At 49.9% G+C, this 21,806-nt stretch carries 14 protein-coding genes; 5 read left to right on the top strand and 9 right to left on the bottom strand.

Annotated features, from left to right (window positions below; genetic code table 11):
• Nucleotides 1-377 precede the first annotated feature (377 nt).
• From H8B09_RS00315 to H8B09_RS00295, 5 genes are all read right to left on the bottom strand, one after another.
• A complete protein-coding gene (locus H8B09_RS00315) occupies nucleotides 378-524 on the bottom strand; it encodes a hypothetical protein (RefSeq protein ID WP_191201510.1) in 147 nt (48 codons plus the stop codon).
• Between the two features lie 104 nt (nucleotides 525-628).
• Complete coding sequence (locus H8B09_RS00310; RefSeq protein WP_224753174.1) at nucleotides 629-5,494, bottom strand: glycosyl hydrolase; 4,866 nt, start codon at nucleotides 5,492-5,494, stop codon at nucleotides 629-631.
• Nucleotides 5,495-5,632: 138 nt separating this feature from the next.
• On the bottom strand, nucleotides 5,633-6,463 hold the full coding sequence (locus H8B09_RS00305; RefSeq protein WP_191201508.1) for a carbohydrate ABC transporter permease: 831 nt from the start codon (nucleotides 6,461-6,463) through the stop codon (nucleotides 5,633-5,635).
• A 2-nt stretch (nucleotides 6,464-6,465) separates the two neighbouring features.
• On the bottom strand, nucleotides 6,466-7,350 hold the full coding sequence (locus H8B09_RS00300; RefSeq protein WP_191201507.1) for a carbohydrate ABC transporter permease: 885 nt from the start codon (nucleotides 7,348-7,350) through the stop codon (nucleotides 6,466-6,468).
• A 171-nt stretch (nucleotides 7,351-7,521) separates the two neighbouring features.
• On the bottom strand, nucleotides 7,522-8,847 hold the full coding sequence (locus tag H8B09_RS00295; RefSeq protein WP_191201506.1) for an ABC transporter substrate-binding protein: 1,326 nt from the start codon (nucleotides 8,845-8,847) through the stop codon (nucleotides 7,522-7,524).
• 319 nt (nucleotides 8,848-9,166) lie between these two features.
• Between H8B09_RS00295 and H8B09_RS00290 the strand changes: the two genes are divergently transcribed.
• From H8B09_RS00290 to H8B09_RS00280, 3 genes are read left to right on the top strand one after another with little or no spacing between them, the layout of a single operon-like run.
• Entirely contained in the window at nucleotides 9,167-10,135 is a 969-nt protein-coding gene (locus H8B09_RS00290) for a glycoside hydrolase family 113 (protein ID WP_191201505.1), read from the top strand.
• Complete coding sequence (locus tag H8B09_RS00285; protein ID WP_397376033.1) at nucleotides 10,114-11,337, top strand: AGE family epimerase/isomerase; 1,224 nt, start codon at nucleotides 10,114-10,116, stop codon at nucleotides 11,335-11,337. The genes H8B09_RS00290 and H8B09_RS00285 overlap by 22 nt, the downstream gene beginning before the upstream one ends.
• 51 nt (nucleotides 11,338-11,388) lie before the next feature.
• The gene (locus H8B09_RS00280) at nucleotides 11,389-12,570 is read left to right on the top strand and encodes a glycoside hydrolase family 130 protein (protein WP_191201504.1); all 1,182 of its coding nucleotides are present in this window, start codon (nucleotides 11,389-11,391) and stop codon (nucleotides 12,568-12,570) included.
• A 67-nt stretch (nucleotides 12,571-12,637) separates the two neighbouring features.
• On the opposite strand, the gene H8B09_RS00275 is transcribed toward H8B09_RS00280, so the two are convergent.
• Nucleotides 12,638-13,921, bottom strand: a complete 1,284-nt coding sequence (locus tag H8B09_RS00275; protein ID WP_191201503.1) for an ABC transporter substrate-binding protein — start codon at nucleotides 13,919-13,921, stop codon at nucleotides 12,638-12,640.
• 395 nt (nucleotides 13,922-14,316) lie between these two features.
• Between H8B09_RS00275 and H8B09_RS00270 the strand changes: the two genes are divergently transcribed.
• A complete protein-coding gene (locus H8B09_RS00270; RefSeq protein WP_191201502.1) occupies nucleotides 14,317-15,126 on the top strand; it encodes a class I SAM-dependent methyltransferase in 810 nt (269 codons plus the stop codon).
• Nucleotides 15,127-15,231: 105 nt separating this feature from the next.
• On the opposite strand, the gene H8B09_RS30285 is transcribed toward H8B09_RS00270, so the two are convergent.
• Both H8B09_RS30285 and H8B09_RS00265 read right to left on the bottom strand, forming a co-directional pair.
• Complete coding sequence (locus tag H8B09_RS30285; RefSeq protein WP_224753173.1) at nucleotides 15,232-15,441, bottom strand: hypothetical protein; 210 nt, start codon at nucleotides 15,439-15,441, stop codon at nucleotides 15,232-15,234.
• A 35-nt stretch (nucleotides 15,442-15,476) separates the two neighbouring features.
• Nucleotides 15,477-16,328 (bottom strand): alpha-L-arabinofuranosidase family protein, encoded by an 852-nt coding sequence (locus H8B09_RS00265; protein ID WP_224753172.1) that lies wholly within the window; start codon nucleotides 16,326-16,328, stop codon nucleotides 15,477-15,479.
• Nucleotides 16,329-16,595: 267 nt separating this feature from the next.
• Here H8B09_RS00265 and H8B09_RS00260 point away from each other — a divergent pair, with 267 nt between their 5' ends.
• Complete coding sequence (locus tag H8B09_RS00260) at nucleotides 16,596-16,961, top strand: YidH family protein (RefSeq protein WP_191201501.1); 366 nt, start codon at nucleotides 16,596-16,598, stop codon at nucleotides 16,959-16,961.
• Between the two features lie 139 nt (nucleotides 16,962-17,100).
• Here the strand turns inward: H8B09_RS00260 and H8B09_RS00255 are convergent, their stop codons facing one another.
• Nucleotides 17,101-21,642 (bottom strand): GH32 C-terminal domain-containing protein, encoded by a 4,542-nt coding sequence (locus tag H8B09_RS00255; RefSeq protein ID WP_397376043.1) that lies wholly within the window; start codon nucleotides 21,640-21,642, stop codon nucleotides 17,101-17,103.
• Nucleotides 21,643-21,806: the final 164 nt, after the last annotated feature.

Here is a 21,806-nt window from a genome sequence, read left to right as displayed (position 1 = left end):
TTAAATAATTGCATAAACTTCGCGATTATTGTCTGAAACCTTGCATATCTTGCGGTAATAAGGTGTGGAATCGATCACTTGGGAGATATCGCACCATTAAGGTAGAACGTCGAACCACAACGATTGCCACGGGGCTTATTTCGCTCCAACCGCTCGTAGTCCGTTAGTATGGCGGATATGATACTCCAACACATTGAGTACGCGATTCAGTCAAACAGTCGCGATATAAGACACTACCTCTCCCCACTAACGGACTATGGTGACTATATTCTGCGATATTTCACCACTTTTGCTCGCTTACGGACTATGTGGACTCTATTGAGTTTGTTTGAACCGATTCTGCATCATTTTGAGGGGAATAGGGCCTGTAGGGTCCGTTACCCATCCATCTCGATCAATTTGACCAAATAAGGTCCATGTAGTCCGTTAGCACGGCGGATACGATAATCCCGATACTCCAACACCTTGAGTACCACTAATACCCAGCTCAGCGCCGCAGCAAGAAGGACCCCAACGCCACGCAAAAAGGACCTCGCTTCCACCAACCGTAGAAGCCGAGATCCTATTCACACTACCTATCGATACATCTTCACTTCATCCTATCGATAGGCTTTCACTTCAACTCAGTCTACCGATATGCCTTCACTTCATCGACGTACACATTTGCCGTGCCCGCCTCGCCTCCTGGCGTCACGATCTGAATGCCGATCGCATTGACCGACTTCAAGTCGTCAGCGGTGAATGGCTGAGCGCCATCCGGCACATATGGACTCATATTCGAGAAGTCGATCGTTAACGTGGCGAAGCCATCACCGTCTGCTGACAGCGCACCGGAATCAATCCATACGACCCAGTTACGCAGCTGAATAAACAGCTTCGCCTGAACGCCAACAACAGCCGAATCGATCTTCACCTTAGCGGTCAGCCCTTTGAAGCTGCTCAGATCAAGGCTGCCCGCCTTGCTGATTGCCAAGTAAGGACTGCCCTCAGGCCATGTCACAGCCGTCTTCAGCACACCGTAATCTTGCCCACTGTTCGAATACACATCATGCGTAACCGTCAGATTGCCTGCCGCGTTACCCGTCCAGCCCTGCATATCCGAATCGAACCCGAACGACACCTCTGGCAGCGCCGCCGCCAATGCAACATCCTTGAGCAGCAGCTTCGCTGTTCCCGCATCATCGCCAACCTCTTCAAGCTTAATGCCAATCAGCTTAATATCGCTAAGCTTCACACCTGCGATCCCAGCCGCATCCTTCAGCGAAATCGTCAGCGCCGTATAACCATTCGAATCAATTGCAACCGGCGTACCGCTGTCCACCCAAGTCCAGCCGCTGCCGCTCTTCAGGAACAAGCGAGCCTTGGCAGTTCCTTGGCTCAGCTTCACATTGGCCGTCATCGTATCCAACTTGGACAGATCAAGCCCCGACGGATAAGTGACCAGCTCGAACGCTTGAGCCGAAGATGGCATACCGCCATTGCCTAGAGGGAAATCAACCGAAAGCGCACCTTCCCCAGCATCGTAACCAATCGAAGAAGCATTCGCGTTGTTGTTCTCCAGCTTCCAGCCTGCCAGATCATCATCCGATCGGAAGTGGTACAGCGCGCCTGCCGGCGTTCCCGGTTGCTCATTATGATCGCCGGGCTCCGGAAGGCCGTCCTGATGAACCGCGCGAATCTCATCGACGTACAGTTCACCGCTATGGCTGTCATTGTCCATCGCATTCACATACAGATTGAAGTTCGTTACCGACTGAAGTGCTTCCTTCGTAACAGGACCGCCTGAACTCCAAGGCGCAACCTTGAAGTCGCCGAACGGAATGACAAGCGGGTATTCGCTCGACGCAGCAAGAGTTGGATACGCCTCATAGTACGTGCCGTTCATGACAACCTGCACAACAAGCTTGAGCGGCTTGCCTTCCTCTGCGAACTCTCCTGCATCACCCGTCTTCACCCACAGCTTCAGTGCGTTATTGCTCGACCAATCGACAGTGCCCAAGCTTCGGTTCACGCCGACATAGCCCATCGCATTCGGATCGAACGCATATTGAAGCTTCATGCCGTAATCGCCGCCCGATTTGCTGCTGCTATCCAGCGCAATGCTGAATGTACCGCCCGACACAACCTTCGAATACTTCGAAGCGAGCGCATCCGTAGAACCGCTATAGCCTTCGAAGTCATCAACAAGACTCGTGTCCAGAACCGGCGCCGTATATGCATTATAGAGTCCAAGGTCATCGACCAGAATCGAGATCGGAGCCGATGAGGACAGTCCGCTGCCTACAAGAGAAACGATTAGTCCCTCTGCCATTGCGGCCGAGCTTGCAATATTAAGCTCGATCACAGGATTGTATTGGTAGTAATCGACACCGTCTACCGTCACCTTCGGCAAATCTGTCAGCGTCATCTTCGTTGCATTCTCGCCATACTTCACGTCCCATGCGTCCTGATACATCGCAATCGCCTGAATCGAAGCGCCAGCTCCGCCCGCCGTTACGGGGATGAGCGCAGACAGCTTCAAACGCTGCACCTGCGACAAGTTCACGCCATTAAGCGCCGCATCCGTCAGTTTCAGCTTAAGCTCCTGCCACGTATCAGCGGTTGACAGTCCACTTGCCACCTTAATCGCAAGCTTGCCGTCATTGCCAACCACCGCATGATCCAAGCTCATTGCAATACTGTCCGGCCAATGGCCAAAATCGCTAACCGTCGCCTGCGCATCCTCCGGCGTATCGAATGTGAACGTACGAAGCGCCAGCTCCGGCACCTTCACGAACACCGAGATTTGCTGCTCCAGCTTCGTACCGTTCGGCAAATAAGCACGTACCGTAATCGATGCCGACTTGCCATTGAGCTCCGCGCTCGGCTTCCAATCCCCTGCGTAGTAGCCCTTGCTATCCAGCGTCATCGCTGTTTCTTCGCCGCCAGCGCCAATGCTGTACGTTACCTTCGTCGGGGATGCATCATTCACTTTGACCCGAATCACCGTCGTCGCTTCGCTTGCCGTGCCTACATTCGTCGGCGATACAATATGAAGAAATGGCTGCTCCGCCGCCGAATTCGGAGACTGGCCGTATACGTTATCGCCGCGAATTTCACCCGCGAATGCGGTATATGGATCCTCATAGTAATGTACAAAATCTTCGAGCAGCTCATGATCGCCTTTGCCCGCGACATTCTTATAAGGAACGAACAGATTGCGCTCGTCATCGAAGTTCGCCCACGTAAGCATATAAGCGATCCGCTTCGCGTCCGGATCATTCTTGATCGCATTCATCACCTTAGTGAACCACTGCTTCTCGTTGTTGCCCGATACCTTCATCCCTTGCGCACTGTAGCCGTATTCGGACAACGTCGCAATCTTGCTTTTACGGTCTGCGACCTGGCTGATCATCTTCAGATCCTTCACTAAGCCATTAAGGAACGAGTCGCTGCCCGCGCCATCGCGGCTGTCGTATTGATCCATCCCGAGAATATCGACATAATCGTCGCCCGGATACGTCGTCAAATATTCGTTCTCGCTGCCGTTGAACGAGCCATTCGGCGAATACACGTATAAGAAGTTGCGCACATGCTTCACATCGCGCAAATACTCGACGGTATAGCGATACAGTTCCACATATTCGACCTTCGTTGTCGTCGCCGCCCCCCACCAGAACCAGCTGCCGTTCTGCTCATGGAATGGACGGAACAGCACAGGAATCAGTTTGCCGTTATCATCCTTCAGCCCGTTGGCGAATTCCGCGATGCGATCCAGATAATCATTGAAGCCATCGTTCTTGTCGCCGCCTGGCAGGATCCGCGTGACGACCGACTTCGTCGCGCCCGCCGTATTGCTTGTATCGTTGAAGCTGCCGCCCGTAACGAAGTTGTACGGGTGCGTGCTCAGCGTCACGACACCGCCCAGCTCATGCGCATGCTTCATTGCTGCCGTAAGGCCAAGCCGGCTTGCTTCATAATCGCCAGCCACGCCCGGCGGGTTCTCATGGCCGTCCAGACTTAACGTATCCCATCCGAACACAGCTGGATAATCGCCAACACCGTTCTTCACATCCGAGATCACATTGCCGTCGCCATCCTTGCCTGCGAACGACACATCCGTATCATGCTGATGGCCGAACAGCACTTCTTGCCCGCGCGTCTGCTCCAAATAAGCGAACAGCGATTTTGTCTCTGTTGATGCCTGAGCGTCGACAAGATCAACGGTCGACACAGTCGTACCGCCGCCACCGCCTCCGCCTGAGCCGCCCGTTCCATTAGTTCCTGTTCCGTTGCCCGTACCGCCATTCTCATTGTCCGAGCCGTCAGCTTGGAGTTTGCCATCCTTCCACGAATAAGTTCCACTCTTCGCGATCGTCTCGCCATTAATGATGATGCTGCCGCCTTGAAGCGTGATCGAAACCTCGCCATTAAGCCCCTGTATATCGAATGAAGAACCCTCGGCATCAGCGCTTACCGTTATCGCTCCAACAGAGGAGCCATTCTCGATAACGAGCTGCCCGGCGGAATTAAACATAACCTCTCCAACAGAAGAGCCACCTGCCAAGACGATGCGTACATTGCCTTCCGCACGATCGACAAGCAGCTGCCCAAGTTTACTGCTGTTCACATGAATCGAATGGTCGCCGCCACCGGCAACGATTGTCTTGCCTGCCACAGATACTTTGTCGATCGTCGCTTCGCCATCCGCGATACCAGGCGCGAGATACAGATTGCCTGAAATCGACGCCTCCTTCAGCGTTACACCGGTATGATTGATGAGCCCATTGCCCTTGATCTCGCCACTGACGAACGTTCCCGCCTTATAATAGAAGCCAGCGACGAGACGGTCGATGATCGTCATCAGTTCGGCACGTGTAATCTCTCCGTTCGGACGGAACGTACCATCTGCGTAACCTTGAATAACGCCATCCATCGCCGCAATTGCATCTCGAGCATAAGAACGAATAGCAGCCTCGTCCGCGAATGCCAGCTTCGCTCCTCCACCTGCACTCGCAAGCTGGAATACCCGAGCCAGCAGCGTAACCGCATCTTGGCGTGTTACATTCGCTGAAGCTTGCGCCTTATTGCCCTCATAACCTTGATAGTACCCCGCCTCGCGCGCAATGCTCAGCTCGTTGGCATACCAAGCGCTGCTAGGCACATCCGCAAACAGCTTGTCCGATTTCACATAATAACCGAACAGCCGATTCATTATCGTAACTAGCTGTACCCGTGTCACCTTGCCATTCGGATTCAGAGAACCATCCACGGAGCCTTTAATGATGCCGTAGCCCTCCCACTTCGTCATAACGGCATCGGCCCAATTCACCGCTTTAGCATTTCCGCCATTAACCCGCTGCTGCTCCACCTTCGCCGCATCCGCCTCCGGCAAACCAGCAGCCTGCGCTGTCCCTGTTACAAGCAGCGACGCTGTCAGCATCGCAGCCAATATGGCGCTTGATCCACTCTTCCCCTTGTTCAATCGATTCACGCTCCATCCTATTTTGATCAATCCCTATGTATCCCTCGCTCGAAAGCCGCCTGCCGAGTTCACCTCCTTATGCTGGCTGAATCCGCCATATAAAGCGCTTACAAATATCATCATTAAATAAGAGGGAACCTTACCAGTCCCCTCCCACTCACATGAAAGCTACTTCACTGCCCCGCTCGTGACCCCTGCGAAAATATACTTCTGCAGGAATAGATACATCACAGCCGTCGGAATCATAATAATTAGAATCGCTGACGATATCATCTGCCAGTCGCCGCTGTTCACGCCGAAGAATCGCATGAGCGCGGTCGATACAACGACTTTGTCCGGCTTGGACAAATACAGATACGGCGTATACATATCGTTGTAGATCGAGATCGTCTTCAGAATAACCACCGTCGCTGTCGCCGGTCCGAGAAGCGGCAGAATAATGGAATAGAAAATTTTGAACAAAGAAGCGCCTTCCATCATCGCAGCCTCGTCCAGGTCATACGGGATGTTCCGAATGAACTGCAGATAAATATAAATTTGAAGAATATCCGCTCCTACATACAGCAGCGTTGGTCCCATCAGATGATTCGTCAGTCCAAGACCTTGAATCGTCTTGTAGTTCACGACCTGCGTCGTAATCTGCGGGATGATCGTTGCGAATAGGAACAGCCCTACAAGCGGCCCTTGCAGCTTGAACTTAAATCGCGACACCGCATAACAGAAGGCAGAGCCCAGCAGTACGTTGAGCACAAGCGTTACGCCGAGAATGAGCAGCGTATTGCCGAAAGCGCGCCCCATATCCGCTTGCACGAATGCATCGCCGAAATTGCTGAAGTTCAGGAAGCTATCCGGCAGCGACATCGTCGACTTGTCCGTGAATTCTTCCGGCGTCTTGAAGGCGTTGGCAACGATCACATAGGGTGGAAACAGAATGCCGAACGCCGCTATTGCGAGCGATAAATATTTGATGAAGGTCCAGACCGGATTCTCTCTAGTCACCGTCAGTCCCCCTTCCTGCTTAAGAAGAATCGTTGAATCGACAATACGATAACGACAAATATCAACAAGACTACGCTCATCGCAGATGCAAGCCCATAGTTGTTAAACTGGAATGCAGTCTCGAGAATTTTCATCACGAAGGTTTCACTCGAACCTGCTGGTCCGCCCAGTGTCAGAACGAATGGAAGGTCGAACACTTCCAGCGCGCCAGTTACCGTCAGGAATAGGTTCAGCTCGATAATTTTGTAGATGTTAGGCACCGTAATGAAGCGGAATTGCTGCCATTTGCTTGCCCCGTCGATGGATGCTGCTTCATACAGATCGCCAGGAATCGATTGAAGCGCCGCCAGATAAATGACCATGTTAAAGCCCATGAAACGCCAGAAACCAATGGACGCCAACGTATAGTTAACGAACTTCTCTGTTCCAAGCCAGCTCGTCTCCGAGCCAAGTCCCATATTGCCAAGCAGGAAATTAAGCGATCCGTTCGTTGTATCAAATACATAACCGAATGCGTAAGCAACCGCGACGCCGTTCAGAATGTACGGAAGGAACAACAGCAGCCGGAAGAAATACTTCCCTTTCAGCTTGCCGTTCAATATAACTGCGAAATAGATGGCGGCAATATTTTGCACAATTCCAACTACAAAATAAGCGATGTTATGTTTGAATACACCGAAGATTTCCGAGTTGCTGAATACTTCGCGGTAGTTCTGTAAACCGATCCAATCCTTGTCCTGACTCATGCCGTCCCAGTTCGTAAAGCTGAGCCTGATGAGCTCTAATGCAGGGTAATAAGAAAATGTTAATAGGAGCAGAAGAGGCAGCGCGACGAACGATATAATAATGATTTTCTTTTGTGTTCCAAAAGGAAGCCTGCTGAGCATGGCACCCATTCCTCTCCCATAGCTTGTATTGCCGATAGCCTATCAGCGTTGCAGATCAAGCGCGTGATAGGAACGGATGTCCTGAAAGACACCCGCTCCTTACGCATCCTTAAGAGGTAGTTCAAAAAGTCCGCTTTTGATCACCGAACTTTTTGAACTCGCATCATTACCTTATTTCACGACCGATTTTTTTGCTTTTTCCCACAGTTTGTTGTATTTGTCCAGGATCGATTGCGGATCCTTCGCAAGCACGAATTCTTGAACGACTTTGCCTTGATCGATCTGCGCGACGTTCTGGATCGACGTTGCGACGTCGTTCGGAGGACCTGCCTCGATGTATTGCGGGTTGTAGCCATTGAATTCCGCCAGCTGCGCCAGGCTCGACTTCTTATCCTTCAGCGTTGGGATGAGGCCAGCGAAGTCGTCGAAGCCGGACTCTTCAATCATCCATTTCACGAATGCTTTCGCAGCTGCTACGTTACCGTTCTTGTTCACGCCATAGAACCAGTCTGGGTTCAGCGGAGCTTTCAGCGTGCCGGAGTTATCTGTAGGGAATGGGAAGAAGCCGATGTCCTCCGAAGCTGCGCCATTCTCGATAACTTGGTTAATGACCCAGTTGCCGAGCAGGTACATGCCGAACTTGCCTTGCGCGACGTCCTTCTTGGAATTCTCCCAGTTCGTCGAGTTGATGTCCTTCTCGAGGAAACCTTTCTCATTCAGCGTGCGAAGGATCGACCACGATTGGCCGTATACGCCATCCATCGTGTACGGCGTGTCGCTGTCCGCGCGTTTGTTCTGGTGATCCGAAACGCCGCCGATCATCGTTGGCACATCATAGATCCATGCGTCGAGCGGCCATTTGTCTCTGAAGTTCGAAGCAAGCGGCGTAATGCCGGCATCCTTTAGCTTCTGTGCATCCGCATAGAACTCGTCAAGCGTCTTAGGCACTGCTGTAATGCCCGCTTTCTCGAATGCTTTCTTGTTGTAGACAACGCCTACCGTGCTGCCGCCGGAGGATACGCCATACATTTTACCCTCGTAAGCTTTCAGGTCCTTGAAGCTGATGTCGCCGGAGAACTGAATATCATCGAGCGGCGCAAAATATTTCGGGAAGTCCGAATTCGGGATACCCGGTCCGATCAATACAACGTCAGGATATTCGCCCGTTGCGATTCGGATCTTCTCTGTTTTCTCATAATCCAGCACCGCTTCGAATTCGATCTTAACGTTAGGATATTTCTCTTCGAACCGTTTCTTGTAGTCGTCATATTGCTTGCCGACCATGTCCGTACGGTTCGTCAGGAATACGACTTTGCCGCTGATGTCGCCTGCTCCGTCTGTCTTTCCTACTTCTGCATCCGTTCCCGTTGCCGCTTCTGTCGATTCCTTGCCCGTGTCGGCAGGTTTCGTCTCATCTTTCTTGTCGTCGTTTCCGCAGCCCGCTAACATTGTTAGCGACATTGCACTAACTAACAATAACGATAAAGATTTTTTCACGTCTAAATCCCCCTCGATTAATGTTTGGTACCGCTTGCAAATTGAGTATACCCCCTCCCATTTCGCAATAAAATGGTCTGAATTATCTTTTCTAGTCTTCAAATTACTTCTTTATCCGACAAAGCGAGAAACTTATTCGTCAACTGTAAAGATGTGTAATCCTATGATTTTCCAAGCCGTTATCCCCTATTAATAAGAGGTAAAGCGTTTCCATTAACTTTTTCGTCTTGAGCTATTGCCAAAAGCAGCAGCCTTGGATTACCCTATGATAACAAAGTTATATTTTGTTATGCTAACAATTCGCATTGGAGAGTTGAATATGAGTAGAACAGATGATTTTATTGGTGGTATGACTTGGGGATGGACCGGTGTTAGAGGCACTTGGGCTCAGGAAGAAGCGATGCAATCGATGGAGCTAATGACTGAACGTTTGAACGTTAATTGGACGGCGATTACATTCGCCGCTTATCAAGCTCATCCGCAAGCAACAACGATAGCTTATCAGGATGCACCTACTGTAACGGACGAAGAAGTGCGCAATGCGATCTACAAAGCCAAGAAGCTTGGGCTTAACGTATGTCTAAAGCCTGTCGTCAACTGCGCCGACGGCACTTGGCGCGCGCATATTAATTTCTTCGATCACGATGTACCTTGCGAGCCGAAGTGGTCCGAGTGGTTCGCTTCCTATACCGCATTCATCCTCCACTACGCCGCTATGGCTGAGGAGACGGGCTGCGAGATGTTGTGCATCGGCTGCGAGATGGTTCAGACTGACCGCCGGGAGTCGGAGTGGAGAGCATTGATTGACAATGTAAGAACTGTATACTCTGGAACGATCACGTACAACTGCGACAAATATCAGGAAGACCGCGTGTCCTGGTGGGATGCCGTCGACGTCATCTCTGCAAGCGGCTATTACCCAATCGGCGATTGGGATCGTCAGCTTGATCGGATCGAGGCAGTTGTGAAGAAGTATGATAAGCCGTTCTTCTTCATGGAAGCAGGCTGCCCGAGCCGCCAAGGCTCCGAGCATCTGCCGAATGACTGGAACCTCGCCGGCGCCCCCGACGAGTCGGTTCAGAAGCTCTATCTAGAGACGATGTTCGAACGCTGCGATAAACGCGATTGGGTAGGCGGCTTCATGCTCTGGGATTGGCCAGCCATTCTCTATGCGGAGAATGAAGCGACTTCTAACGATGATTATTGCATGTATGCCAAGGCTGGCGAAGCAGCCGTATCCAACTACTACGCACAGAAGGTGAAGGAATGGGAGACATCACCCCGATGACGATGACGGAATTGTCGAAGATGCAATGGGCAGATGAAATTCGGCGGGAGCTAAGCGATAACATTCTTGGTTTCTGGCTGCAGCATGCGCCGGACCCTGTCAATGGCGGCTTTATTGGCGAGATCAGCCAAGAGATGGCTCGTGTCTATGATGCGGAGAAAAGCCTCGTTCTAAACACCCGCATTCTATGGACGTTCTCCGCTGCTTATCGCCAGTTCAATAGCGGAAGTTATTTGGAAATGGCGGAAAGCGCTTATTCCTATATCAAGAACCATTTCGTCGATCCTCGCAATGGCGGGATGTATTGGATGCTGGATGCGGCAGGCAAACCTTCTTCGGACAAAAAGCAAGTCTACGGGCAAGCCTTCGGCATCTATGCATTATCTGAATATTACCGGGCCACAGGCAACCTGCAGGCTCTCGACGAAGCCATCGAGCTGTTCCGATTGATCGAACGTCATGGCCGCGATCCGATTCATCTCGGTTACATCGAAGCACTCGCAGCTGACTGGTCCGCTACGGATGAGCTTAGTCTAAGCAACAAGGATCTTAACGAGAAGAAATCGATGAACACCCATCTTCATGTACTGGAAGGGTATACGAATCTGTATCGCGTATGGCCTTCCGACGAATTGAAGCACGCATTGCGAGAGCTGATCGAGATTACGGTCGAGCATATCGTCGACCGAGAGACCGGACACTTCAAACTGTTCTTCGATGAACAGTGGACGAATAAGTCCGATCATATCTCGTACGGCCATGATATCGAAGGCAGCTGGCTGCTGCATGAAGCGGCTGAGGTGCTCGGCGATCAGGAACTGCTCGCAGAAGTGAAGTTGGTTGCGATCAAAATGGCCGAAGCAACGCTCCTTGAAGGCGTTGATCCCGATGGCGGCATCCCGAACGAAGCGAATCACAAAGGACTTATCGATACGAATAAAGACTGGTGGCCGCAAGCCGAGGCCGTCGTTGGCTTCTACAACGCCTATCAATTGACTGGCGATTCGCGATATGCGGCTGCCGCCTATCACTCTTGGCATTTCATTCAGTCCTACCTTATCGACCGAACGAACGGTGAATGGTATTGGAGCGTCACGAGAGAGGGTCAGCCAACCGTCGATCATCCGAAGGTCGGCGCATGGAAATGTCCGTATCATAACGGCCGCGCATGCCTGGAGATGTTGGAGCGTCTTGAGCACTAGTATGCGATGAATAGCAGAGCAAATTGAAGAAGAAATCGGAGGAACTCATCCATGAACGAAACATTCCGCACACGCAAACAACAGCTGACTGAACATTATGAGCAGCTCATTGCCCGCCCGAACGAGATAGCGCCGCTCGGCAACGGTATTTTCGACCGCTATGTACATCCTGTCCTGACAGCCGATCACGCGCCGCTAGTCTGGAAGTACGACTTCAATCCGGAGACGAACCCCTACTTCATGGAGCGCCTCGGCATTAACTGTGTGTTCAACCCCGGCGCCATCGCATTGAACGGCAAGTTCTATCTCGTTGCTCGCGTCGAGGGCCATGACCGCAAATCGTTCTTCGCTGTTGCGGAGAGCGACAACGGCATTGACGGCTTCCGCTTCTGGGACCGCCCTGTCGTGCTGCCGGAGACGGACGATCCAGACATCAACGTCTATGACATGCGTCTCGTTCAGCATGAAGACGGCTGGATTTATGGCCTGTTCTGCACGGAGCGCAAAGATCCGCAAGCGGCGCCGGGCGATCTGTCCAGCGCAGTCGCGCAATGCGGCATCGTCCGCACGAAGGATCTCGTGGAATGGGAGCGTCTTGCCGACCTGAAGACGAGCTCCAATCAACAGCGCAATGTCGTGCTGCATCCGGAATTCGTAGATGGCCAATACGCGTTCTATACGCGTCCGCAGGACGGCTTCATCGATACCGGTTCAGGCGGCGGCATCGGCTGGGGACTGTCCGAGTCCATCGAGAACGCTGTAATTAAGAGCGAGTCCATCATCGATCACCGCCACTATCACACGATCAAGGAAGTAAAGAACGGCCAAGGGCCCGCTCCAATTAAGACGGATAAAGGCTGGCTGCACATCGCACATGGCGTTCGCAACACGGCTGCCGGACTTCGTTATGTGCTATACGTCTTCTTGTCGGAGCTGGATCGCCCGAATGTCGTGACGCATCGTCCAGGCGGTCACTTCATTGCGCCTGAGGGCATCGAACGCGTCGGCGACGTCTCGAATGTTGTATTCTGCAACGGCGTTATCGCGCAGGACAATGGCGACGTCTACATCTACTACGCTTCCTCCGATACGCGCTGCCATGTCGCAACGACAACGGTTGATCAGCTGTTGGACTATGCCATGAACACGCCGGAGGACCCGCTTCGCTCGTACGCATGCGTACAGCAGCGCATCGGCTTGGTTGAGCGCAATCTGCAATTGGCATCGAAGTAATAGTTTCGGAGTTGTAAAAGGGCGCTTCCGCCATATGCGGAAGCGCCCTTCTGTGTAATGGTATAGATTATTTGATGATCTGTTTCCGAGCTTCCTGCCACCTCGCATTATACTGCTCGAACGTCTGCTGAAGGTTCCTGGACGCGATCCACTCTTGGATATACTCGCCTGACCAGAGCGTCACCTTTGCTTTCTCTGCGATTTGGAGAATCTGATCGCTTGGCGGAACATTCTCTACGAAGGTTGGCTTGTAGGACAAGAACTGCTCCTGCTGAGGCGATACAGATGACTGTTCGTTGATCCGGACCGGCAAATAACCCTCGTCTTCTACGTAACCAGACTGCTTCACGAAGTAATCGACCCACTCCTTCGCCAGCTCTTTGTTCGTGCTGAACTTGCTCACGCCAACGAACCAGTCAGGCACGAGCGGAGCGTACCGATTCGTCTCATCATCGTATGGGAATGGGAAAAATCCGATATCGTCCGAGCTTGCCCCTGCTTCGATTACCTGCTTAATAACCCAGTTCCCGTTAATCGACATAGCCGCTTCGCCGTCGGCAATCTTCTTCTTCGACAGCTCCCACTGGTTGTTGAACAGCCCTTGCTCCGTATAGCCGCGATCAATGAGCGTCTTCACAATCTTCATCGACTGCCCCCACGGATTGCTCATATCCCAAGGCTTGTCCGAATTCGCCATCTTGTTCAAGTATTCCGGGTCACCCGTCATATAGCTGACGAACTCTTCTCCCCATATTTTGAGCGGCCACTGCGCACCATAATTGAGATAAACCGGGGTGATCCCCTTCTGCTTCAGCTTCTTGCACGCCTCATAGAACTCAGCCAGTGTGACTGGCGGTGTTTCGATACCCGCTTTCGCGAAAGCTTTCTTATTATACACGACGCCTACGGTTGATGCGCCTGACGCTATGCCATAACGCACGCCATCGTACGCCTTATAGTCCGCAAATCGAATCGAATCGAACATCTCATCCGGCAGCGGTTCGAAGTACCGCGGGAAATCCTGTGCCAGCATATTCGCAGGCAATAGCAGCACATCCCCCATATTCTGCGTGGATAGATGCGCCATAATATCAGCCGTGTAATTGCTGAAGCCTTGGAACTCCACCTTCAGCCCCGGATGCTTCTGCTCGAATGGCTCCGCATACTTGCGCATTCTCCCATTCTCAATCAGATCGACCCGATTCGTTAGTATGGTCAACGTATGATTGGATACAGCAGATGTATTGCCCTTAGTCGCGTTATCGGTCTCTGCCGATTGGCCTGAGCAGCCTGCCAACGTCCAAGATGCGGCGAGTACTGCGATTAACGTCAGGCCGATTGTCTTTCGCATCTCTCGTCCTCCTTGTGCATCTAATGAACGAACCGCGATACGTTAAGCTTTCAACATTATTGCTAATAAATTCTTATTAGGAATGTTCGAATATTTATGAAAACGTTTCACTGCTATGACTAAGAATACCACAGAACGCCAGATTAACGGAATAACAGCTTAGGAAATTAAAACATTTGTCAGCTAACAAAAATAACAATTACTACCTATGGCCTCGCAAGCATATTTGTCCTTTTTATTTCTTCTCCTCTTCGATGGATGATTCTGGTTGATTTACACTTAGGGAAACGATATATTATTAGAGAATTAGCAGCACAAATGTTCGCATTCAGTACAGCAACCTGCGCAAGTCGGATAAAGGTTTACGCTCAACAATCTTTGGGGAGGTTGTATGCATGGACAAGCATTCAGCGAATCGAACCAACATTATAGGCGGTGGCGAGGTTGGCGCCGTCACGGTCGACATGGATAAGAAGGATATCCATCAAACAAACAGCTTATTCTGGGATACACGAGGAAACGAAGTCCTAGGAGCAACCGCCCTTCCTCTATACGGAGCATTCGTCTCGGAAGAAAAGTGTCAGCTTTTCGGCGATGTCACAGGAAAGAAGCTGCTGGAGATCGGCTGCGGCAGCGGGGAGTCATTGCGATATCACGGGGAGCGCAGCGCCGGTGAACTATGGGGGATGGATCTATCCGAAAACCAAATCGAGAAAACTAGACAGCATTTGGCGGCTTACGGTCTGTCTGCGAATTTGGTCTGCGCTCCTATGGAAGAGCAATGCGGCATACCTGAGAATTATTTTGACTTTGTTTATTCCGTCTATGCCATAGGTTGGACGACCGACCTTGAGGGAACTTTCCGCCGGATAGCTTCTTACCTCAAGAAAGACGGTGCATTTATAATCAGTTGGTCTCACCCGATACACAAATGTGTTGCTGCCGAGAATGATAAATTTGTTTTCAAGAAAAATTACTTCGATGAATCTTGGTATTCCGTAACAATTGGAGATAGTACGTTATCTTTAACGGACCGCAAACTATCAACCTATGTAAATGCACTCTCCAAGGCGGGATTTGTCATCGAGCAGATGATTGAGGAATCGGATGATGACATCATACAGTCTTGGAACGCTAACAACGAATTTGCCAGAAAAGCAGCGATGCTTCCTGTCACTTTTGTGTTTAAGGCGAGGAAGCTGTAGCATCAGCCGTCAGTAAAAAAGGGCAGCACAAAGGGCATCCCCTCTGTGCTGCTCTGTGCTGCCCATCCTTTTACCACAAATACAAATCATTGCCCTTCATACGAGTTATCCAAGTACAGCACCGTCAGAAGTGATCTGTACAATATTATCGGAATGTGGCTTTATTGGGATTGTCATGTCCTTATTGAAGTCGCCAAGCTCTTCCTTATAGATAGCTACTTCCGTTCGATCCACATCGTTATAGGAATCTGGCGTTTCACCGTTGATACCGTATAAAGTCACCTTCGTGCGGCTGCATGCAAAGGAAAGCGTCACTTGGCTGCTCTCCGCTGGATGTTTATTGATAACGGCTAAGGCAATTCCCGGTTTGTCGGACCATTTTGTCGCAAGGATAGTACATTGGGGTGATGCCAGCTTCTTAAATTCCATTCGTCAAAAGCAATTTTAATTTTCTTATCTAATTTCATCGCCTTTAGAAGACCTCTAACTTCATCCACTGCATGGTCAATATGGTTCGTGTAGGCGATACATTGTTCATACGTTGCTAGCTCGTTCTTCTCTGGGACCATATCCCAATATTCATGAATGGAGATCCAATCCAAGTAATCTCCGCAATGCTTGAGCAGATTAATATTCCAATCCAAATTAGGAAGCGCTGCGGCCGAGAGCTCTGTTTGAGGATCAACATGCTTCATCATTTTGGCTGATTCCCGGACTAATCGACCCCATTCATCAGCCGATTTTGCCCCAGTTTCCCAAGAACCATAGTTTTCGTTTCCGATGCTCCAATATTTCACTTTGTATGGATCAGGATACCCGTTTTTAATTCTCCATTTGGCATATTGACCTTCATGCTCCAAGTTGCAGTATTCAACCCAATCACTTATTTCTTCAGCGGTTCCCGTTCCTGCATTGATACAAATGTATGGCTCGCAGCCAATAGCTTGACACAGTTTGATATACTCATCGGTACCGAATGTATTGGGATCCTCTACACGCCAGGCTTTATCGAATAGAGGCTTAGAATAGGAACTTGAATTTTCTTCATTGCTTGTTCGAAGCCCGTCTTCATTCGCGAACGGGGATTCAGGATCGTAAATGCCGTTGTAAATCTGCCTGTGAAAATACTCGATAAAATGTCCGTAAAGCATCGGACTGCGCTCGCCGAAGATTCTCTTTTCATTGACTTGAATATGTACCATATACCAATTCCCCCCTGTGGAAATTGATGTTGATAAGGACATCATATCAAGCCACAGCGGACAAATATATCTAATATATTGGTTTATTATCAATGATATCTTCGTCCATACTGATTACGATAATTGATTCGGCGTCAATGTCGACGATCCGCAAATAAATCCAAATCGCCATACTGGATGCTTGCTAATATTCATACCTCATGATCCTATGGAATATGAGGCGACTTTGATCACATCACTAACAAACAAGGAAGGATTCGATTAGGAATGGAGCAGAAGCAGAACGAGTTTAAATATGTACAACAACATCTTGCTAATGAACGAACGTTTCTGGCTTGGATTCGCACGTCAATTACCATCATCGGACTCGGTTTTCTAGCAGCAGGAGTCGTGTTTCGCACCACGACTTATGAGCAGTATGGACATTCCGTTGCTGCGATCATTGGAATTGGCTCGGTATTAATCGGATGTATGATCATCTATATGGCGACCGTAAATTATAGAACGAAGCAGCGAGCAATAAACGAAGAGGCATTCCGATCACCGAATACAATTATTTGGTTTACCTCAATTGGAATGGCTTTAATCTCTGTTTTTCTCTTGATGCTCGTCATCTTACTATTGTTTTATTAGCGTTACAGCGACCTTGCCTATCCGCCAGCCCTTAAACCATATAGCTCTGTTCGCTTGTAAATGCATTAAAAAAACGCCTGTCTCAAAGTGACAGGCGTAATAATTCTACGAATCGAAACATCAATTCAAACCGATACAACTAATTCACAACGACAGGCACATTCACATCATCCAGGTTCAAATGTCCGAATCCTCCAGTTGCGTTGTCCACGACTTTGATGTAACACTGTGTTCCTACATAGGTGGCAGCATTCCACTGGATTCGAGTATACGCTTCGTCATTATTGCCAGTCGCCTTCATTAATACCACCCCGTCGGAAGCACGAACAAGGGCGACATACAGATTATTGCTATCATTGCCTCCGCCAATCAGGAAGTCGATCGCCCCTATACCGCCAAGCGTAAACGTCTCGGACTTGAGTACGCCTACTTGTCCGTCTCCTCCATCCTTGAAGTCCCACAGATGATAGACGCCATTCTGATTGAAAGGCCCTCCCCAATTCCAATTGATATCACTTGTTACATCTGCCGCACTGAATGCATTGCCGCTTACGATCGTCCAGCCCGTCAAATTGCCGCTCTCGAAATCATGATTGGTCAACTCACCTAATTTCCCTGTCTTCACCAGCAATGAACTGCTTACACCTGACATATTGTTCGCTGCATCTACCGCTCTTACTGTATACGTATAAGTGGTATCTGCCATAAGCCCCGTGTCTTTAAAACTTGTCGTTGCTGTATTCCCTACCTCTATCCCATTTCTATAAATGCGATACCCCGTTACCCCTACATTATCTGAAGAAGCAGACCATGCGACCGAAATGGACGTATCCGTATGGTTAGGTGAAGTCAAGCTGCCCGGGATCGTAGGAGGAACCGAATCCACTGCACCCGAACTTGTTGGAACATTCACATCATCTACATTCACGTGTCCAAACACTCCGGTTGCGTTGTCCACGATCTTGATATAGCAGGACGTACCCACATAAGAAGCGGCGTTCCATTGAATACGACTATACACTTCGTCATTATTACCGGTTGCCTTCATTAATTCAGCTCCATCGGAAGCGCGCACAAGGGCAACATACAGGTTATTGATATCATTGCCCCCGCCTATCAGGAAATCGATCGCTCCGTTACCGCCAAGTGTAAACATCTCAGACTTGAGTACGCCTACTTGGCCGTCCCCTCCATCCTTGAACCCCCACAAATGATAATTGCCATTCTGTTTAAAAGGGCCTCCCCAACCCCAATTGACGTCACTTGTTACATCTCCCGTATTGAAAGCATTACCGCTCACGATTGTCCAACCGGTCAGATCGCCAGTCTCGAAATCATGATTAGTAATGCCTTCGCCTCCGGAAGAAGCTGAAGGTTCCGTCGTAACCGATAAACTATTGCTCGCGGCTGATAGATTGCCAGCAGAATCTCCGGCCTTAACTGTGTACGAATACATCGTATTCGAACTTAAACCAGTGTCTGTATATCCTGTCGTTATGCTTATGCCTACCTTTGTCCCATTTCGGAAGATCGAGTACCCTGCAATGTCCACATTATCTGTTGAGGGTCCCCAACTCAACGTTACCGAAGTATCGGTCTTAGACGGCGAGATCAAATTAGTCGGCGTTGTTGGCGCTTGTGTATCCGCTGCTCCAACTGATACGGGAACGATAAAATCATCGATATTAAGATGTCCCCATCCATCCGTACGTTCGTCAACGACTTTCACATACATAGAAGTTCCGATATAAGCGGTGGCATCCCACGACCTTCTCGTGTAGCTATCGGTCTCCCCTTTAGTCGTTTGCCAATTCCAGTACGTGCCGGGTCCGGTCGATCGGAATAATTCTTTCCCATCAGAAGCTCTAACAAAAGATACATAAAGCTTGTCGATATCGGAACCGCCGCCGACTAGGAAGCTGATTTGACCGTTACCTCCCAAAGTAAATGGCTTAGATTTGAGCACCCCCGTTGCGGCATCTCCATTCAGGTATCCTCCTAGATGATAGCTACCTGCCTGATTAAGAGGCTGTGAATCTTTAATGGTCTGATTTGTGACGGCTGCATTAGAGAATGCACTTCCGCTTTCTACAATCCATCCACTCAGATCCCCATTCTCAAATCCGCCGTTCGTCAAATTCGTGGAAGGAGGTGCCTCAATAACGGTGATGGCAGCGGAGGCTGTCTTTGCGCCATCTCGGGTCTTGGCTGTGATTACAGCATTACCCACTGCATGACCAGTAACAACCCCGTTTACCACAGTTGCAATGGAAGGGTTGCTGGATGTCCAGGTCAGATTCTTGTTGGAAGCGTCCGCTGGAGCCACCGTTCCATATACCGTTTTCTTCCCGCCTACCGCCAGTTGCGTGCTGGAAGGATTCAAACTTAATCCGGTAACTGGAACCTGTGTATACGCGGAATTCATGTTCCAAACTTTAAGGGATTTCACAACGATGGAGCTTGTATTCGCGTCCCCCCACAGCTGCAGCCCTTTCGCATCATCACGTGTCGAGTAGGTTCGAGTCGTAATCGATTTCTGACCATTCAAGTATGCCTCTACCATGGATTTATCCAAGTAAATGTGAAGCTTAACATTTTCATTGCCTATATCGACCGTCCCTTTTTGAATCCCCTTATTCGTGCCCGCTACCGTCTTGGTTCGATCTACGCCAAACTCCTTGGCACCGTAAGCGTAGTAGAGCAAAGTTTCTTCTTCACTATTCGGCGATTTGCGGACCTTTATGCCAACTCGATCTGCCGACCCTTTGGCCAGCTCCATCTCAATCTCCAACGTATCTCCCGTTACCGCGGACAAAGCTGAATTAGCTGCCGCAAAGCTTGTATCGGAAGTGATATTGACGAGTTGCTGTCCTCTCAGCGATTGCAATTCATCAATAGGCTTTATCCCTAACCGCCCATCTGGACGAAGACTTAGCTCCACTGGAAGTCCGGCATTATGCGCCCAGCCGGCATCGGATTCTTCTTGGGACGATCGTTCGCCTTGCGCAATCGTAAACATTATATTGCGTCCAGTCACAGGATCTACAAACCCGCTTGGACCTGTAAATTTAAAGTCGCCAAAGTCCATTAACTGCGGAGCAGGCTGATCCGGGGTGAATCTAGCTGTGCTGCTATTCCAAGTGCCAATCCAATAATATACCTCGACATCGGCACCAGATCCAACGGGACTGACAGCTAACAGATGTTTGCCGTTGCCCAGCGGCATCATCACCGGAAGCTCCCAGACCGTTCCCAATTGAGGATAGGTACTAGGATTGGACTGGTACAATGGACCACGATAGGTCCAGTTCATTAAATTAGGGTCATTTGTAGAATAAACGACAGCGGTTCCTCCTTGGCCATCCACTCCGGTCCCTACTAACATAAACCAGGTTGAGCCGTCCTTGAATACATAGGGATCTCGGAACTCTCCAATTTTCCCTTGACCAGGCTGCTGTGTCACGGCAAGCGTCGTTTCCTTCTTCCAGTTCTTTAGGTCATTATCGTTATCCTGTTGTATCGTGCTTCGAGCTACGCCGATGTTCTGATTACTGCTCATATACGCTCTCGAATCATTACCTGCCGTGAAGAATAGAGTCGGGTTCCCTGTATCATCAATGACCGAGCTTCCCGTCCAATCGCCGTCCGGATCGACCTGGAACAATTCTGGTGATAAAGCCGGCGTAATGTCCCGCCAATGCACCATATCCGTGCTTACCCAATGTCCCCAATGAATATTGTGCCAATAAGGTCCTTGCGGATTGTTCTGATAGAACAGATGGTATTGGCCGTTATAGTAGAGAGGAGCGTGTGGTTCGTTCATCCAATGTCCCGGGGCTATAGCATGGTAAGTCGGACGATATTTATCCCCTTGGAACGTGCTTCGATCAAAGCTTAAATCCGGTGTAGGCATATTGCCGCCCAGCTGTGTTACATAGCTTTGATAATCGTTCTGCGCATCTGCATCACTATAGGCCAGATTGCTGATTTTCACTTCATCAATGAGTCCGTCAAACATATTCAAAGGAAAGATGCCAAGCTGCGTGCTTTGAGTATTTTTGCCGATGATCAATGGGTTGCCTGAGTGGGTAATGGTTGAATTGACAGGTATGCTGCGCGAAGCGACCTTCTTCCCGTTCAAGTACAGTTTCATCGTGCCTTGCACACCATCTACAGTGGCGACGAGATGTGACCATTCATATTTAGGAAGCGGCTCGTACGCCCATACTTCGTACCAATTCCCATTCGATCCAATTTGGAAAGACCACGTTCCTCCCCGGAATACGCCAAGCAGAAATCCTTGTCTTGCATCCTTATCATGTTGATTGACAATAGCAGACAAACGGCCGTTATCGCCCCATTCATAGGATCTAGGCGCGACCCATGCTTCGACCGTCATGGCCTGAGTAGGCGTTGCAATAGGCTGATGGGTTACCCAAGTGGAGTAGCCATCGAATAACAAGGCACTATTCGCAATGCCATCCGACTTCCACTCTGGAGCGCTTACTGGTTTATACACCGCATTGTTGAACACATAGTGAACCGAATCATTCGTGTTACTAACCGTTTCCTTCGTTGATGTCCCCGTTCCCTCGTCAAACCTCCACTGTGCAATGATGCCCTGAGCGGCGTTGGCACTGTTAGATATGGGCCAGAGCGTACCTAGTAATGTACTGCACATTAACATTAAACTAATCGAGATTCGTTGCATAATTCGAATGACTGACATCTGTAAATTCCCTCCTTCAATTTAGAAAACTTCGTTATCGCATTATTGTTCTTGCTGCACCTCTCTTAGTTGAAGAAAAACACCCTTTAGACCAGAACACTAGCTCAATAAGCGTG

It is taken from the genome of Paenibacillus terricola, assembly GCF_014779765.1.
Lineage (GTDB): Bacteria > Bacillota > Bacilli > Paenibacillales > Paenibacillaceae > Paenibacillus_T > Paenibacillus_T terricola.
This window is presented reverse-complemented; position numbering and strand designations above follow the sequence as displayed.